At 37.1% G+C, this 16,554-nt stretch carries 15 protein-coding genes; 2 read left to right on the forward strand and 13 right to left on the reverse strand.

What is annotated here, in order from left to right; all coding sequences use genetic code 11:
* Positions 1 to 55: 55 nt before the first annotated feature.
* On the reverse strand, positions 56 to 1,105 hold the full coding sequence (locus IO90_RS01260) for an acyltransferase family protein (protein WP_034963190.1): 1,050 nt from the start codon (positions 1,103 to 1,105) through the stop codon (positions 56 to 58).
* A 327-nt stretch (positions 1,106 to 1,432) separates the two neighbouring features.
* On the opposite strand from IO90_RS01260, the gene IO90_RS01265 reads away from it, so the two are divergent.
* A complete protein-coding gene (locus IO90_RS01265; protein WP_034963192.1) occupies positions 1,433 to 3,682 on the forward strand; it encodes a TonB-dependent receptor domain-containing protein in 2,250 nt (749 codons plus the stop codon).
* Positions 3,683 to 3,743: 61 nt separating this feature from the next.
* On the opposite strand, the gene IO90_RS01270 is transcribed toward IO90_RS01265, so the two are convergent.
* The 12 genes from IO90_RS01270 to IO90_RS01325 all read right to left on the reverse strand — a co-directional run bounded on the left by IO90_RS01270 (position 3,744) and on the right by IO90_RS01325 (position 15,645).
* Complete coding sequence (locus IO90_RS01270; RefSeq protein WP_228374630.1) at positions 3,744 to 4,754, reverse strand: hypothetical protein; 1,011 nt, start codon at positions 4,752 to 4,754, stop codon at positions 3,744 to 3,746.
* Positions 4,755 to 4,761: 7 nt separating this feature from the next.
* Positions 4,762 to 6,363 carry an NAD(P)/FAD-dependent oxidoreductase gene (locus IO90_RS01275; RefSeq protein WP_228374631.1) on the reverse strand — a complete coding sequence of 534 codons (1,602 nt, stop codon included), beginning with the start codon at positions 6,361 to 6,363 and terminating at the stop codon, positions 4,762 to 4,764.
* A gap of 15 nt (positions 6,364 to 6,378) precedes the next feature.
* Entirely contained in the window at positions 6,379 to 7,893 is a 1,515-nt protein-coding gene (locus IO90_RS01280; RefSeq protein ID WP_034963195.1) for a polyamine aminopropyltransferase, read from the reverse strand.
* Positions 7,886 to 8,101: a DUF350 domain-containing protein gene (locus IO90_RS01285; protein ID WP_034963198.1), complete on the reverse strand. Its 216-nt coding sequence runs from the start codon at positions 8,099 to 8,101 to the stop codon at positions 7,886 to 7,888. Before IO90_RS01285 ends, IO90_RS01280 begins: the two co-directional genes overlap by 8 nt.
* A 24-nt stretch (positions 8,102 to 8,125) precedes the next feature.
* On the reverse strand, positions 8,126 to 8,320 hold the full coding sequence (locus IO90_RS01290; protein ID WP_228374632.1) for a hypothetical protein: 195 nt from the start codon (positions 8,318 to 8,320) through the stop codon (positions 8,126 to 8,128).
* Positions 8,320 to 9,759 (reverse strand): DUF4178 domain-containing protein, encoded by a 1,440-nt coding sequence (locus IO90_RS01295; RefSeq protein WP_228374633.1) that lies wholly within the window; start codon positions 9,757 to 9,759, stop codon positions 8,320 to 8,322. The genes IO90_RS01290 and IO90_RS01295 overlap by 1 nt, the downstream gene beginning before the upstream one ends.
* On the reverse strand, positions 9,756 to 10,118 hold the full coding sequence (locus IO90_RS01300; protein ID WP_034963200.1) for an S-adenosylmethionine decarboxylase family protein: 363 nt from the start codon (positions 10,116 to 10,118) through the stop codon (positions 9,756 to 9,758). Before IO90_RS01300 ends, IO90_RS01295 begins: the two co-directional genes overlap by 4 nt.
* A gap of 94 nt (positions 10,119 to 10,212) precedes the next feature.
* Entirely contained in the window at positions 10,213 to 11,130 is a 918-nt protein-coding gene (ctlX, locus tag IO90_RS01305) for a citrulline utilization hydrolase CtlX (RefSeq protein ID WP_034963202.1), read from the reverse strand.
* A 106-nt stretch (positions 11,131 to 11,236) separates the two neighbouring features.
* Positions 11,237 to 12,151, reverse strand: coding sequence for a dimethylarginine dimethylaminohydrolase family protein (locus IO90_RS01310; protein WP_034964167.1), 915 nt, complete (start codon positions 12,149 to 12,151; stop codon positions 11,237 to 11,239).
* A gap of 179 nt (positions 12,152 to 12,330) precedes the next feature.
* Entirely contained in the window at positions 12,331 to 13,617 is a 1,287-nt protein-coding gene (locus tag IO90_RS01315) for a citrate synthase (protein ID WP_034963203.1), read from the reverse strand.
* Between the two features lie 219 nt (positions 13,618 to 13,836).
* Positions 13,837 to 15,129 (reverse strand): phosphopyruvate hydratase, encoded by a 1,293-nt coding sequence (eno, locus tag IO90_RS01320; RefSeq protein WP_034963205.1) that lies wholly within the window; start codon positions 15,127 to 15,129, stop codon positions 13,837 to 13,839.
* Between the two features lie 120 nt (positions 15,130 to 15,249).
* The gene (locus IO90_RS01325; protein WP_051878165.1) at positions 15,250 to 15,645 is read right to left on the reverse strand and encodes a septal ring lytic transglycosylase RlpA family protein; all 396 of its coding nucleotides are present in this window, start codon (positions 15,643 to 15,645) and stop codon (positions 15,250 to 15,252) included.
* A gap of 133 nt (positions 15,646 to 15,778) precedes the next feature.
* On the opposite strand from IO90_RS01325, the gene IO90_RS01330 reads away from it, so the two are divergent.
* Positions 15,779 to 16,546, forward strand: a complete 768-nt coding sequence (locus tag IO90_RS01330; RefSeq protein WP_034963207.1) for an enoyl-CoA hydratase/isomerase family protein — start codon at positions 15,779 to 15,781, stop codon at positions 16,544 to 16,546.
* The last annotated feature ends 8 nt before the right edge of the window (positions 16,547 to 16,554 follow it).

Raw genomic sequence — 16,554 nt, forward strand, 5'->3', positions numbered from 1 at the left:
AAAACAACACAGTTACAGGAGTGATAGACTTGCACGAATTAATAGTTAAAATTAATTAAATTTTCTTTGCAAAATCCATTAATGGTTTCTCAATATGGCGAAAGCTAAATTTGGAAAAAACGATTGTGAAAATTGTGCCAGATGTAATTGTTAGAACTGAAAAGAGAAGTGGGTCTTCAATATTAAATTTCAACAAAATAAAAATTACTATATAAAAAACGATAAGGTGAATACAATACATTGAGTAAGAAATTTTACCAAGATCGATGAGAAATTTACTGCTAAAAATCTTGTGAAATTTATGATTTGCCTGCATCAATAAAACCATTGAGAATATAGCTATCATAATAGAAATTTGAAAATCAATAAAACAAAGACCTAATGTTACCAGCGATAAAAAATAGAAAACATAATATTTACCAGTCTCCAGATACATCTTAAAAAAATAGTAGGCAATGTAACCAATTAAGAAGTATTGAATCATATAGGGTAGAAATGATTTTTGAGGCATGTGTAAATGAGAGTAAACTATTAATGGCATCATCAATATTAATGGAATCACTGACAGTATATTTTTTTCTTTAAAATACTTCCAGATGAAGGGAATGAATAGATAAAACTGCCATTCCAACGTCAAAGACCAAGACTGACCCATTAGTGTGTAAGTAAAGGGATATTTGTTATCGGGAAACACTCCGTGCAACAACAATACATGACTTATGATGTTAATCCAAAAATGGTCATTAAATGCAGTTTCAATAAGTTTTATTCTTGTTTTAATATTTGGATTTTCAAAAGGTAGTTGAGTAAGAATATCTAAAGAAAAATTGAGAGCAAAAATACTGATGCCTAGCGCTACAAGATATATAGGAAATAATCTGAAAGCTCGTCTGATAATGTATCTGGTGAATATTTCTCCTTTATCAAGTAAAATATGAGTGACAAAGCCACTCAGAATAATAAAAGCTACAACAGGAAGATATCCATTGTAAAAGAAGTCAGTCAAGAAGTTCTTAGGCAATAAAGGCAAAAACCCGAATCCGTGTAGTAGCACTACCCATAATGCCATCAATCCTCGAAATGATTCTAAGTAATTGTACTTCATTAATTAGTTTTCAGCAAAAATAGCAAAAACCCTTTAAACATTCTTTAAAGGGCTTTTTTTTGGACATTCAGTTTGGAATCTGTGGACGTTCAGTTTTTGCGATTATACAGAGGCTTTTTTTATTAATTTATTTTTTGATGTAACAAAATATTGCGTTTGGTTGTCTAGTATATAAATTCCTAATAAAAAATTTTGTTTCTGAAAATCAACACTTTAAAGACAATAATAAAATTTATTTACTACTTTGTATTGCATAATACTAATTTAATTATATATCTTTGCAATATCAAATAGTAAGAAAAACAAACTACTCTAATAAAATAAATTATGAAAGCTCAAATACTAATCGCAGGTCTCTTCTTCTCCGGAATGATTTCTGCCCAGCAGATCACAACAGATTCTACTGCTACAAAAAATATAGAAGCGGTTACAATTACGAAACAAGTTTTTAAAAAAGAGAGCGACCGTTTTGTTTATGATGTTGCCAACTCCCCTGTTGCAAAAGGAAACACTACTTTTGAAATTTTGAAACAAACACCATTGCTCTCTTCCACAGACGATAAAACTTTGAGAATCGCAGGAAAAAACAACGCTTTGATTTTCATCAACGGAAGAAAAACGAATATGGATGCTGAATCTTTGGCTCAGTTTCTAAAAAATACGCCAGCGGAAAACATTCAGAAAATCGAGGTGATCACAACACCAGGAAGTGAATATCAAGTTGAATCTTCCGACGGGATCATCAACATCATTCTAAAGAAAAAAATGACCGACGGAACGAACGGAAACTTGAGAATGTCCAACTCTCAAAACAAATACAACGCAAGCTCTGCAAGTGCCTCTGTCAATTACCGAAAAGATAAATTGGGAATCTCTGGAAATATTAGTACAAGTGACAATATCCAAGCGCAAGATTACACCCTGAGAAACAGAAACGGCGAATACTCCAACGAATCAACGGGAAGCATAGACGATCCGAACAAAAATCTTGGTGGCTACATCAACATTGATTATCAATTGAATGACAACAGCAACTTGGCTTTGACTTGGAATTCTTGGGCAAACAGAAGTCATGATTCAAGGGTTGATCTTTTCAACATCTCGGAGGGTCCAAATGTGGAAACCGGATTGTTGGAAAAAAGATACACCCTCTCCAGAAACCGCGAAAATGCAAGGTCATACAACAATTCATTAAACCTGAATTATGAATTGAAAACCGATACGTTGGGCAGCAAATTGAATTTGAATGCGGCCTATCTCAATTACAGGAGATTTCAAGTGACAGACAACAGAACGATTTTCTCCGATGTTTTTAGAAACGACCTAGGACTTAGTAAACAAACCATTCAGGATTTGCCACAATACATCAACAATTTTTCTGGAATGGTAGATTATATCAAGAAATTCAAGAACGATTTTACCGTTTCAGTTGGTGGGAATTATAATAAAACAAAAACCGATAATGATACAAAAAATGACACCTATTTTGTAGATCCGGCTAGACCAACTAAAAATGAACCTAACCATTTTGTATATGATGAAAACATCTATGGTGCATATTTGACTTTAGAAAAGAAACTTTCGGAAAAATTTTCTGGGAAAGTTGGAGCACGATATGAGATTACGAACAGTCTTGGAACATCCGACAATTCATCGAATCCAGCTTATGCAAAAATCGAAAGAAACTTCAATAATTTCTTGCCTTATCTAAGTTTGAACTACGCCATCAATGACAAGAATAACATTTCCTACGCCTTCTCCAGCAGAATGAGAAGACCAAGTTTCTGGGAAATCAATCCTGTGAGAAACATCTTGACGGATGACAATTACACTCAGAATGATCCTTTTGTAAAAGCGTCTTCCGTTTATAATCAAGAGATGACCTATATGTTCAAAAACTCTTACTTCTTGGTGGTGAATCACTCTTTTGTGAAAGACCAAATCACGCAGGTTCCGTTGCAAGGGATTGTTCAATATGCGAATGGACAAATAGGAACTAAAAACGAGTTGCGATACATCAGAACCAACTTTGGAGACAGACACGAACTATCCGCAATGCTAGGACTGCAAAAATCATTTTTCAAACAATATTGGAGCACCAATTTCAACATCGGAATCCAATATAATAAGAACAAAGGAAGCTTGAGTATGGACCCAACGACTGGCGATATTTTCCCAACTTATGAGAATAACATCAGCTCCACAAGTCTTCTAATTCAGATGAACAACAACATCCGACTAGACAAAAAGAAAACCTGGTTCCTTGGTGTCAACGGATTCTATGTGGACAAACAACAGATTGAATTAGGTTTGTTAAAAGACTTAATGAGCCTTGACCTTAACCTTAAAAAAATCTGGAACAGCTGGACTTTTGCAGTCGATGTGAGAGATGTATTGAGAACAAATGTTGTAGAAATCGAGGATTATCAAGCGAATGGAAACTACAACTACATCAAAAATGACCAATTCCGAAGAGGCGTGATGGTGAGCTTGACTTACAACTTCGGAAACAATAAAGTGAAGAAAGTGAGAGACATAGAAAGTGCTTCCGACGCTATTAAAAACCGCACCAGATAACTACATTATATATCACGTTAAATTTTTTCAAAGGAAACTCCTAATGCAATTTGGGAGTTTTTTATTTTTTCTGATTTCGCCAAATGAAGCCATCCAGCAAATAATGCGTCAATTGAGGCACGACCAAAAGCGGAACCAGAAACTGTTGCCAAGATATGGAAACTTCGAAGTTTTGAATTGAAAAATGTTCGCGCCAAACCAAGATTTCCCACATCAATTCTTCGAAAAAAGCAAAGCCCAGAAGAATCAAAACAAACAAGAAAATCCCAAAGCTGGTTTTAAAAATAGAAAGTTTTTTTAAGCTTAAATTATCTTTCTGCTCAATTTCACGAATGTAGATCAAAGCGATGTACGGAATGCCGTGAGAAATGACATTAAGCAAGGTGAAAATCAAATCATTATTAAAATAGACAATCCCGAAATACCAAGACAGATAAGTTCCAACAATGATAGTATTTTTCGGAATGTTAAATGATTTTTCATTAATGAAAAAATAAATGGTTTTCAAAATCCAAATCGCAAGAATCACAAAATAAATCACCGTAATCGCAGGCACATAATTGGGAATCGAGCTCGTCCAACTGAACTCATTTTCCACAAACCAATTGAACGCTCTGGGCGTCTTAATCCAATAAAGCATCGGAAAAATCGTGGCGGAATAAATCGCTAAGCCGTCCCAAAATTTTGAAAAACCTTTTTTCTCAAATCTAGCGTAAAGCCTCATAAAACCATATTGCTGACGCACAAAATGAAACACTGCGACCAACGCCAAACCTGACCAGAAAAACAAACTCCCAAGCTGATAGAAAATCAAACCGAGAATCAAACTGATTGCCGGAATTCCCAAATACAAAAGTTTCCTTTTATGGAATTCGTCCTTAATGAAATAAGTTTTGAATAATGTTGAGTAAACGTGCGCCACATCCACGAAAACGATGAGAATCAACCAAGTGTAGAACGAGTAATGATTTTCCAGATTTTGAATCTGACTTTGAAACAAATCACCACCGCCAACACCAAAAATGGCGGAGACAAGATGAAACGCCAATCCGTTTTCGCATTGTGAATCCAAGGCTGTCTCATCGTTTTAGCATTTCTTTTACCGCATTGATGCCTTGATGAAAAGCCTCTTCGAAAATGGAAATTCCTGATAAATCTGAGTGCGCAAAGAACACTTTCCCATCGATATTTTGTTTCGCCAAAGCTCTTTCCACTCCGAAAATAAAATCCGGAACCGGCGAAATCATCCCGTGACCCAACTTATGAAACTGAATATCAAGGATGAAATCTTCAATCTCGGGATGAGCGACTTTCAAATCTGCAAGAACCAGTTTTTTCAAATCTTCATCTTTCTGATAGTATAACTTTTTTCGTGCTTTTTTGCAGTCGTCGGTAGAAAAACTTCGGTAATAGGTGATGACTTTTTTGCCCATATTTTGATTGAGGTTTTGATGTTGGTCATTGATGTAACCCAAACCTTCCGTTCCAAAAATCACGTTGTCCCAAGCCAATTCTTCTCCTCCACCAAATTCATTTTTCAATGTTAAAGTCGCCAATAGCCAAGGCACATAATTGAAATTCTTCAGTTTTCTGTCTTTGAAAATATGTTGATTCACGAATTGTGGCGTTGCAAAAAGCACTTTTTCGGCAATAATTTCTTTAGAGATTTTAGTTTGATTATCAAAAACCAAAACCTCCACATTTTCCGCATTCCAAGAGACATCATAAACCAAATGTTGTGATAGATTTTTGCCTTCCACAAACTTCGAAAGATGCTTCGCTAATCGCGCATTTCCTTCTGGCCAAGTGAAAACCTGGTCGTGGCGGTTGGTCGCCCAATTGTTTTTTCGTCCGGCGAAATAATGGATTCCCGCCCACGCAGAAACGTATTTCATTCCCAAACCATAGTCGTCTTTGCAGGAATAATCCATTAGCCAAAGCAATTCTTCGGATTCAAAATGGTTGGATTGAAGCCAGCTTTCAAACGTGATTTTATCAAGATTTTTTGCTTCAGTTTCTTGGCTGGATTTGTCCAATGGAATATCAAACCAATACTTTCCAGACGCATCTTTTCTGGTTCGGAATTCGTCCATTAATTTGAAAAAACGCTCGAATTCTTTTTTAGTTTTTAGTGAAATTCCATTTTGTGGTGTGAGGTCATTTTGCCATTCATTTTTGAAGAAAAGTCGCTCTTCTTTTGGGAACGTGAGTTGCTCGACATCGAAGGTTGGCAATCCATTTTCGTCATCGCCGAGGTAGATTTTGCATTCCTTCAAAAACTCAATCAACTCCAAATCTTCTTTGTTGGGAATCGGCAGATAATGGGCGCCGAGCGGGAATTTTGAGAATTTGTTTTCGCCGTTGGAAGCATTTCCTCCCAAATGATTTTCCATCTCGACCAGAAGAAAATCCGTTTCGTTGTTCTTGGTCAAATGTCTGCAAGCGGATAGTCCGGAGATTCCGCTTCCGACAATCAGGAATTTGACTTTAATTTCTTCCGTAGATTTAGGAAAATCCTTTGCCCAAAGTTGATGTCCCAAAACATAATTGGTTCCTGTAATCTTCAATAAAATCGATTTTGATTTTTGCTTGCAATACTGCAGAAAAGGCAACATCGCGCCAGCCCACAACATTGTCGTAAGAAAAGATTTTCGCGAAATTTGGTTTGGGCTTTGAGACAATTTTAAGGATTTAAATTACTGAATTTTGCCCCATTCTTCATCAAAATATCGAACTAAAATCTGATTATCCAAACGATTAACTTCCGGATTTTCAGCCTTCATATCTTTGCTGAAGTAGGACATTTGCTTAAAATTATAATCATAAAATTTCAAATCAGGAATTTTTCTAACGATTTTATTATCAATCGGTTGGAACGATGCGAAACAAAATCCCCATTCTCCAAAACTCGGAACATAAGTGTGATAAGCCGTTGTGAAAGGGAAAATTTGATTGATGGTTTTCTCGATGCACCAAAAAGATTTCGGCGCGAAATAAGGCGAAGTTGTTTGCACTACGATTTTGGTATCCGGCGTGGTGACTTTCTCCAATTCATTGTAAAACTGAACCGAATATAATTTCCCCAAACTGTAATTGGAAGGGTCCGGAAAATCGATGATGATGACGTCGTACTTCTTCTTGTTTTCCTTAATCCAAATGTACGCGTCCTTGTTGACGATTTGTAATTTCGGATTGGAAAGTGCGCTGTGATTCAATTTTTTCATTGTTTCGTTGTCTTTGAAAAAATTGGTCATCTGCCCGTCCAAATCTACGAGTGTGATATTCTTAACGTCTTTATATTTTAAAACTTCTCTCACCGCAAAACCGTCGCCTCCGCCCAAAATCAAAACGTTGGAAATATTCTTGGCCATTGACATTGCTGGATGAACCAATGCCTCGTGATAACGGTATTCGTCGGCGGAAGAGAACTGCAGATTGTTGTTAAGATAAAGCCTGAAATCCTTGTCGTTCCGCGTCAAAACGATTCTTTGATATGGAGAATTGTTTGCGTAAACAATATTTTCACCGTACAATTTCTCTTCAGAAAACGCCAAGAGTTTATCAGAAAAAATGAATAAAGCGACCAATCCTAAAAAGGCGACAATGGATTTGGCCTTCAAAGCGATTGGATTTTTCAGTTCTTTTTCCAGATAGAATGAAAGGAAAATGGCAATTGAAATATTAATCAAACCAAAAAAAAGTGGCGTTTTGATAATCCCCAAACTTGGAATCAAAACCAATGGAAAAAGGATTGATGCTAATAAAGCACCAATATAATCAAAGGCAAAAACGTTGGAAACCAAATCCTTGAAAGCAACTTTATCCTTCAAGATATTCATCAGCAATGGAATTTCCAATCCGACCAAACATCCCGTGACGAAAACGAAAAGGTACAAAACCGGCTCAAAATGCTGAATTGTATTAAACAAAAAGAACAAAACCACAGAACTAATTCCGCCAATCACGCCAACGAGAATCTCAATCTCAACAAATTTGTTCAACAAATCCTTGTGAATAAACTTGGCAAAATACGACCCAACGCCCATCGAAAATAGGTAAACGCCGATGATGAAAGAAAACTGCTTGACAGAATCTCCCAAAAGATAACTCGCCAAAGCGCCTGCAACCAACTCATAAATCAGTCCGCAAGTCGCAATGACGAACACCGAAAAAAGCAGAAGCAATTCAAAAGAAATGCGTTTTTTATCCATGAATCGCTCCGCTGATAATGATGGAAATCCCGATGATAAACGCGCCCAGGATAATTGCCAAAGCGGTATTGTTGTTTTTTGAAATCTCGTGCCACGTTTTTTCCGGCGTCAATTTCTCGATGATGAGGTAGCAAACCAAAAGAATGGCGACTCCCAAAAAAGCGTATAATATTGAATTGACTATCGGTAAATAATTAAATTCTCCCATTGTTTTTTATTTTTTTAATCAAAGTTATTTGTGATAATATCTGTAAACGGACGTTCCGTGTGAGCGATATCTCGAGGTTCCGTCCCTGTATTTTTCGGTCTTTGCGCAATCGCAGAACTGATTTCCCGTGTAGGTCAAATAGAGAAACCAACCAAGAAAAAACACGCCTGCGAAGACTACAAGTTTATATTTCTTGATGTAATTAATGATTTTTTCCATCAGCTTGTGTAATCGTTAAAAGGTGAATAGTTGCTGTTCTCCCATTTGGTCTTATCAAAAAGATATTTTCCCCAATAATTGAGTCCAACAAGTAAGGTCATAATTCCAAGAATGATAAAGTAATTCCAGAAACTGACCGGTTTCCAAAACGCCTGAATGGCGAAATTGGGATTGGCAGAATCCGTGTCTGGAATGTTTGTCGAGAAATTTGGATTTTTCAGTTTGAAAGCCTTCGCCTGTTCCAATTCTGCGTAGGTTGTTGAATCATTTTGTTGAAGATTTTCGAGATTCACCGCTGTTTTTTCTCCCGATGGCAGGATGACATCTACAAAGCCATCGCCTGTGTAAGCAAACGTCTTTTTGCCATCTGGCGCATAGAATGTTTCTCCCGCTGGTTGTTCAAAGCCTTGTTTTTGGGCGCTGATTGAAAAGTGATATTTTCCGGGCGCAACACCACAGAAATTGAATTCTTTTTCCTTACCACCTTCCGACCAGCTTTCGCCACTTTCGTAGCCGTGGTATTGTTCGATGTCTTGGGATGTGCATTCGATTTCGTTGGAATTTTCATTAATCAAACTCAACTCTATATTCGCCCAAGAATTATCGACGTTGGAAGACAATTTGACATTAAGCGGAGCCGACGCGCCACTCAAATCAAATGATTTGGAAATCAATTCCTTACTTCGGACAGAATCAAATCTAATATTATCGCTGAAAACCTCATAATTGCTTCTGGAAACCGTGTTATAAAACTGAAACAGACTCATTATCAACGCCACAACGACGAAGACATTCAATAGCTGTCTTGAATTCACATAATAAGGCTGAACAATACCAATCCCCGAATAATTGGGCAGAGACGACAGCTTGAACGCTTTCTTGACTTCACTTTTCGGAACGTGTTTTCCCCAGAGAAAAGTTTTTTCTGTTCCAACCTGTTCCATAGAAACCATCTCGGTTCCGTTGACAAACTCCTTGTAAGTCGCTAAGCTGAACTTCAGTTTATCTTCGAAGAAACCCGTTGCCGAGTCAATGTTATTGGGTGTGGATTCGTACCAGCGGTATTTTTTGCCTTCAAACTCTGCGTGGAATTTGAATTCTTTGTTAGGCATTGCCTTTGGAAACATTATCACCCAATGACCGTTGCTCTCGCTGAGGAATGCTTCGTTGAGATTTTTATCTCTTAGGTGATACTCGCGCCAGAAAACAGAATTTCCATATTTCTTAACCACAATGGCAACCACTGTATATTCTGTTCCGTCTAATTTCCCTTTTTGACCAACTTCCAAAACCACATTCTCAGTTGGTTTTCTGACATTTTTGATGATTTTCCCTTGCTCGCTCAACATCGAGCAAGACTTACAGATGTAGCTCTCAACAGTGAAATCGAGGTCTAAGGTATTTTCTTTTTTGCAACTTGGACAGGTGTAAATCATCATCTTCGGATTTTGTGTTCTTTGATGATTTGTCCCGAGAAATAGTCGGTCACAGCCTTGGCAATCGTTTCGGTCTTGTGAGAATTGTCGCCGAAGTAATTGCACAACAAAATATCGAAAGTCAGTTGCGAAAATTCTGGCCAAGTATGGATGCACAAATGAGATTCTTTGAGAATGACAGCCGACGTGAAACTGCCGTTTGAGAAGATGTGATGCGTCTCACCAACCACTTCTGTTTCATTTTCCGATAAGATTTCCTTTACTCTTTTGATGAAAGAATCGTAGTCTAATAATAGATTCGCCTCGCTTACTTTTAACGTTAATAAGATGTGTAAACCTTCGCTATAAGTTTCTAATTCCATTTGTGCTAAATAATGACAGCAATATCTTATTTTTTTGGAAGATTTACAATAGAAAAATAAAAAAGCTACAAAAATCTGTAGCTTTCATTGAATTTTATTTCTTCGGTAAGAAAACCTCCGCCAACATACAGCGGGCGCTTCCGCCACCGTTGGTTTCTATGGTTTCCAAATCTGAGTAAATGATTTCTGAATATTTTTCAATTGCTGAAACTTGTTCTGGTTTCAAAGATTTGTAAGCACTTTGGCTCATTATCAAGAATTTTTCTCTATTTTCATTCTGAACTTGAAGCATATTTCCAGCGAAATTCTGCATTTGGTCTTCGGAGATTTCTATCAATTCTTTCCCGGAATTTTTGATGGAATCGATGACGTTTTGTCTTTCAGTTTCATCATCGATACAATCTAAACAGATGACAACAAATTTGTCCGCCACACACATCATAACATTCGTATGGTAGATTGGCAATCTTTCTTCGCCAGCAGTTTGATAAGAATGAAAAACGACGGGCGTAAATCCAAAATCAGCACAGAATTTCCTGAAAAGTTTCTCATCCAACCTCAACGAAACCGAGCCATAGGCAATCTTGTTGTCGTGGTCGAAAATCATACTTCCGGTACCTTCCAGATATTTGTCCTCGTTTTCAATCTTGGAATAATCGATGATTTCTGTGACGTCAAATTGTTCTTTGATTTGATTGATGATATCCTCACGTCTCTCCAAACGTCTGTTTTCAGCAAACATTGGATACAAAACGATTTTTCCATCAGCGTGAAAACTCACCCAGTTATTTGGGAAAATAGAATCTGGCGTTTTTGGTTCAATCGTATCTTTGATGGTAATGACGTTGATGCTTTTCGCTCTCAGTTTCTCAACAAAAGAATGGAATTCCTGCAAGGCTTTTTCCTGCACATTTCCTTCCTGCTGTACTTGGAAATAATTGTTGACTGCCGTTTGCTCGTTGAATCCGAAAGCAATTGGCTCTATCATTAGAACTGTATTGGTTGTCTGCATTTCTATTTAAAATATAAATTTTATTGCTCTCGCAGATTTTTCAGATTTAGCAAATTATCTTAAAGAATCAGCACAATTTGCTTTATTTGCGAGAGATTATTTTTCATTACTCTCTTACCAACGGCAATGTCGAACATCTCAAAAGTCCACCCATTTTGGAAATTTCTCTATATGGAATTTCTTCTACCGTAATTCCCCATTCGTTGCGGAAATGGTCATTCATTCTGGTGAAAGCTTTGTCGGAAACTACAACGTCTGGTGCAATTGAGAAGACATTCGGGAACATTTGGAACATCTCTTCGTCATTGACATTGAAGCAATTTTCTTCACCAAAAATATCGAGAACCAATTGGTAATCATCTTCGTCCACAAATCCATTTTTGTAAATCACACATTTGTCCTCCCCAATCGGGTTGAAAGTACAATCTAAATGCAGAATTCCTTCGTAAGGTTTGGTATCACTTTTCTTCAAATCCAAATCGATGATTCTCTTTTTAGGGAAATATTCTTTTAGGATTTCAATCGCATATTCGTTGGTTCTGGCGGTTTTCAGATTTCTGTAATCTGGACTATAACTGGTTCCTATAAAAAGGAATTCGTCCCAAACAATCACGTCACCACCTTCGATGTGCGCTTTTTCTGGCAAGTTGATAACATTTCTCCAAGAGACTTTATCGATGATGTGTCGGTAAGCTTCCTGCTCATCTGCACGGTCTGGGATGATATTCGAAATAATCATTTTATCCTCAATCACAAAAGCGACGTCGCGGGCAAAAACCTGGTTGTAATCTTTGATGATTTTCGGACGGAAAACCTCAACATCATATTTCTTCAGAACTCTCTCGAATTCTGACATTTCGAAGACAATATCTTCCTCTTTCGGATAGATATCATTTTCGATGGTGTTATATGATTTGGCGTCGTAGCTTTCTGCAAGCGTAGGAATTGGTCCGTTGGATTTTGGTTGGCCCAGAACCACAGACTTCAGTTTTCCCGTTTCGTTTTTAATATTGAGGTTGATTCCCATAAAAATGTAAGTGTCGCAAATATAATTAAAGCTATGCAATAACCGAAAATTCAGGAATAATATCTGTTTTAAAAATTTATTAAATCGTTTTGCATTACGGTTATCAGTTGTCACCAAAAAATAATCCCCAAAACCAGAGTTTCAGGGATTATTAATTTTATTAAAAAAAGATATTATCTGCTTTTGATGTCAAGATAATCTCTTTCTGTAGCACCTTGGTAGATCTGTCTTGGTCTTCCGATAGGATCACCTTTCAATCTCATTTCTCTCCACTGAGCGATCCATCCTGGCAATCTTCCTAATGCGAACATTACGGTGAACATTTCTGTAGGGATTCCCAAAGCTCTGTAGATGATTCCTGAGTAGAAATCTACGTTTGGATATAATTTTCTTTCGATGAAGTATTCGTCTTCCAAAGCTACTTTTTCCAACTGCATTGCAATATCAAGCGCTTTGTCTTGGATTCCTAATGAATTTAAGATATCATCAGCTGCTTTCTTAATGATCTTCGCTCTTGGGTCAAAGTTTTTGTAAACTCTGTGTCCAAAGCCCATCAATCTGAAACTATCGTTTTTATCTTTTGCTTTTGCTACCCATTTGTTAACATCACCACCATCTTTCTCGATCAATTCCAACATTTCGATAACTGCTTGGTTTGCACCACCGTGAAGTGGACCCCAAAGTGCAGAAACCCCAGAAGAGATAGACGCAAAAAGACCTGTGTGAGCAGAACCTACCATTCTCACTGTAGAAGTAGAACAGTTTTGCTCGTGATCTGCGTGAAGGATTAATAATTTATCTAGCGCTGCAACCACAACTGGATCCATTACAAACTCCTGATTAGGAAGTTTGAAAGCCATTTTGTAGAAATTCTCTACATAGCTAAGGCTGTTATCTCCGTGGTTGATTGGCAAACCTTGAGTCTTTCTGTAAGTCCAAGCACATAAGTGAGAGAATTTTGCGATCATTAATTCTGATGCGTAATCCAATTCTTCTTTAGATTTCACATCTACCGCTTTCGGGTTGAAAGCTGTAAGCGCAGAAGTCAAAGAAGATAGAACACCCATAGGATGCGCAGAACGTGGGAAAACATCAATTAATTTCTTAAGCTCGTCTGCTACAAAATTATATTTTTTGATGTTGTTGTCGAAGTTGGTGAACTGTTCTGCTTTCGGTAATTCGCCGTGAAGTAAAAGGTACATTACCTCCGTGAAATTTGATTTTTCAGCAATTTGATCTATCGGATAACCTCTGTAGAACAATTCTCCTTTATCACCATCTAGGTAAGTAATTTCACTAATTGTAGCACCTGTGTTTTTGTAACCAAGATCCAAAGTGATCAATCCCGTTTGGTCTCTCAATTTGGAAATATCAATTCCTCTGTCTCCGATTGTACTATCTACGATAGGATATTCGAAACTCTTCCCATCGTAATTCAATATAACTTTGTTATCTGACATATTAAAAAATATTTATGTGTTAAATATAACACTTTACTTGGAAATGGTCAACTGACAAAAGTCATATCACCTGATTGATTTGATTGATGCTGATAATTTAACAAATGAAATAATTTTTTATTGATAATTAACCAAAATAAAACATTGATTTACAATTACATAAAAAAAAAAGCATCTGAATTTCTTTCAGATGCTTCTAATTATAAATTTTTGTTAAAATTATCTCTTGATTTTAAAAGCGTCCAATCCTGGGAAAACCGCAGTTTCTCCAAGAGCTTCTTCAATTCTCAAAAGCTGGTTGTACTTCGCCATTCTGTCTGATCTTGAAGCTGAACCAGTTTTGATCTGTCCACAGTTTTGAGCCACCGCAAGATCTGCGATTGTAGAATCTTCAGTTTCTCCAGATCTGTGAGACATCACTGTTGTATATCTGTTTTGTTGAGCCATTTGAACAGCCGCCATAGTTTCAGAAAGAGAACCGATCTGGTTTACTTTTACAAGAATTGAGTTCGCTGTATTTTCCGCAATACCTCTAGAAAGTCTTTCAACGTTTGTCACGAACAAATCATCTCCTACCAACTGCACTCTGTCTCCAATTTTATCTGTAAGTTCTTTCCAACCTGCCCAGTCGTTTTCCTGCATTCCGTCCTCGATAGAGATAATTGGATATTTGTTTGCAAGATCAGCCAAGTAAGAAACCTGCTCGCTGCTTGTAAATTTAGGTGCGTCCGGAGTTTGGAACTTTGTATAATCGTAGATTCCGTCTTTGTAGAATTCTGAAGCTGCACAATCCAAAGCGATCATAATATCATCACCTGGTTTGTAACCTGCTTTCTCGATTGCTTGTAGCAAAGTGTCCAAAGCATCTTCAGTTCCTTTGAAAGTTGGAGCAAATCCACCTTCGTCTCCAACAGCGGTTGACAAACCTCTCCCGTGAAGAATAGATTTCAGGCTGTGGAAGATCTCAGTTCCTTTTCTCAATGCGTGAGAGAAAGAATCTGCTTTTACCGGCATCACCATAAACTCCTGGAAAGCGATTGGCGCATCTGAGTGAGAACCACCGTTGATCACGTTCATCATTGGAACAGGAAGTGTGTTTGCGTTTACACCACCTACATATTTATACAATGGCAATCTAAGTTCGTTTGCCGCCGCTTTTGCAACAGCCAAAGAAACACCTAAGATCGCGTTTGCCCCTAGTTTCCCTTTGTTTGGCGTTCCATCAAGGTCGATCATTACAGCATCGATTAGATTTTGTTCAAAAACCGGAAGACCGATTAATTCTGGAGCGATGATCTCTTTCACATTTTCAACCGCCTTCAAAACACCTTTTCCAAGATATTCTGGCGCGCCGTCTCTTAGTTCAACTGCCTCGTGCTCGCCTGTAGATGCACCAGAAGGTACAGCCGCACGACCCATTGCTCCACTCTCTGTGAAAACATCTACTTCAATTGTTGGATTCCCTCTAGAATCTAATATTTGTCTTGCTTCGATAAATGAAATGTAACTCATTGTCTTGATGTTATTTTTAAGATTTTTATTTGTTTACTTTTTTTAAAGCATTGCAAATTTAAACATTTTAAATATATTATGTATTGAATCCTATGATACTTAATCTATGTTTTGTAGGATTTATTTCAAAATCTTGTATTTCACTTTTATGATGCCATCATTCAGCTTGCCGATTTTTTTGAAAGCACCTTGGCTAAGGTCAAATTCCCGCGAAGGCTTCAGAGGACCCCTGTCATTGACTGTGATAATGACTGATTTGTCATTTTCGATATTTATGATTTCCACCCTGGTTCCGAATGAAAGCGATTTGTGCGCACCTGTCATTTTGGAATGCCTGTAAGTTTCACCGCTGGCAGTTCTATTTCCATTAAATTTATTAGCATAATAAGAAACGTTGGTCGTCCTGTAGCCGGAACTATTTGATGAATTTCTGCTTCCACAGGAAATAACAAAAAGCGCAAGTAGGAATATGTATATTTTAAACGTAGTTCCTATTATTTTTAATAAAGTTTTCATTGTTATAATTTACATAGGTTAATAAATAGCTTGTAAAAATGTTAAATATTCATTAATATTTTGTTTATTTTACAAAAACGTCTATATTAGATTCGAAATTAATTTAGAAATCAAAACATAACCTTCTTTTTGAATGAATTACGAAAGTATAAAATTATCAATAGAAAGAAAAATTGCCATAGTGACAATCAACAGACCGGAGAGTTTGAACGCGCTTAACACTCAAGTCTTTAACGATCTGGAAAAAGTGTTTGATTTTTTAGAAAATGAAAAAACTGTAAATTGTGTCATCATAACAGGAAGCGGAGAGAAAGCTTTCATAGCTGGTGCAGACATCAAAGAATTTTCATCTTTTAGCCAAAACCAGGCTACGGACTTATCAAAAAGGGGACATTTTGTTTTCGAAAAAATTGAAAATTTCAGCAAACCTGTCATTGCAGCTGTCAATGGTTTTGCATTAGGTGGCGGATTGGAATTAGCAATGGCTTGTCACATTAGATACGCTTCTGAGAATGCCAAATTAGGTCTACCCGAAGTGACTTTGGGATTAATTCCTGGTTACGGCGGAACACAAAGATTACCTAAATTAGTAGGCAAAGGCATTGCAAACGAAATGATTTTCTCTGCTAAAATGATTTCTGCTGAGAAAGCCAAATCAATTGGTCTGGTAAATGAAGTTTTTACTTTGGAAGAATTGCTTCCGAAAACGCAAGAATTGGCTGAGCAAATTGTAAAAAACTCACCGCTAGGGATTACAAAAGCGATAACAGCTGTCAATGCAAGCGACTCCGAAAAAGGAATGGAGAGCGAGATCAATTCTTTTGGGGAATTGTTCGCAGAAGGAGATTTTAAAGAAGGCGTTTCGGCTTTTCTTGAAAAGAGAAAACCGGCTTTCAACTAGATATTACA

The sequence above is a fragment of the Chryseobacterium sp. FH1 genome (assembly GCF_000735135.1).
GTDB lineage: Bacteria > Bacteroidota > Bacteroidia > Flavobacteriales > Weeksellaceae > Epilithonimonas.

Bases quoted from the DNA above. Each gene is read 5' to 3' on its own strand.
- IO90_RS01290 (WP_228374632.1), bottom strand. From the start codon at position 8,320: ATGGAAAAAATCATTAATTACATCAAGAAATATAAACTTGTAGTCTTC.
- IO90_RS01315 (WP_034963203.1), bottom strand. From the start codon at position 13,617: ATGTCAGATAACAAAGTTATATTGAATTACGATGGGAAGAGTTTCGAA.
- ctlX (WP_034963202.1), bottom strand. From the start codon at position 11,130: ATGCAGACAACCAATACAGTTCTAATGATAGAGCCAATTGCTTTCGGA.
- IO90_RS01265 (WP_034963192.1), top strand. From the start codon at position 1,433: ATGAAAGCTCAAATACTAATCGCAGGTCTCTTCTTCTCCGGAATGATT.
- IO90_RS01260 (WP_034963190.1), bottom strand. From the start codon at position 1,105: ATGAAGTACAATTACTTAGAATCATTTCGAGGATTGATGGCATTATGG.
- IO90_RS01295 (WP_228374633.1), bottom strand. From the start codon at position 9,759: ATGATGATTTACACCTGTCCAAGTTGCAAAAAAGAAAATACCTTAGAC.
- IO90_RS01300 (WP_034963200.1), bottom strand. From the start codon at position 10,118: ATGGAATTAGAAACTTATAGCGAAGGTTTACACATCTTATTAACGTTA.
- IO90_RS01325 (WP_051878165.1), bottom strand. From the start codon at position 15,645: ATGAAAACTTTATTAAAAATAATAGGAACTACGTTTAAAATATACATA.
- IO90_RS01280 (WP_034963195.1), bottom strand. From the start codon at position 7,893: ATGGATAAAAAACGCATTTCTTTTGAATTGCTTCTGCTTTTTTCGGTG.
- IO90_RS01330 (WP_034963207.1), top strand. From the start codon at position 15,779: ATGAATTACGAAAGTATAAAATTATCAATAGAAAGAAAAATTGCCATA.
- IO90_RS01285 (WP_034963198.1), bottom strand. From the start codon at position 8,101: ATGGGAGAATTTAATTATTTACCGATAGTCAATTCAATATTATACGCT.
- eno (WP_034963205.1), bottom strand. From the start codon at position 15,129: ATGAGTTACATTTCATTTATCGAAGCAAGACAAATATTAGATTCTAGA.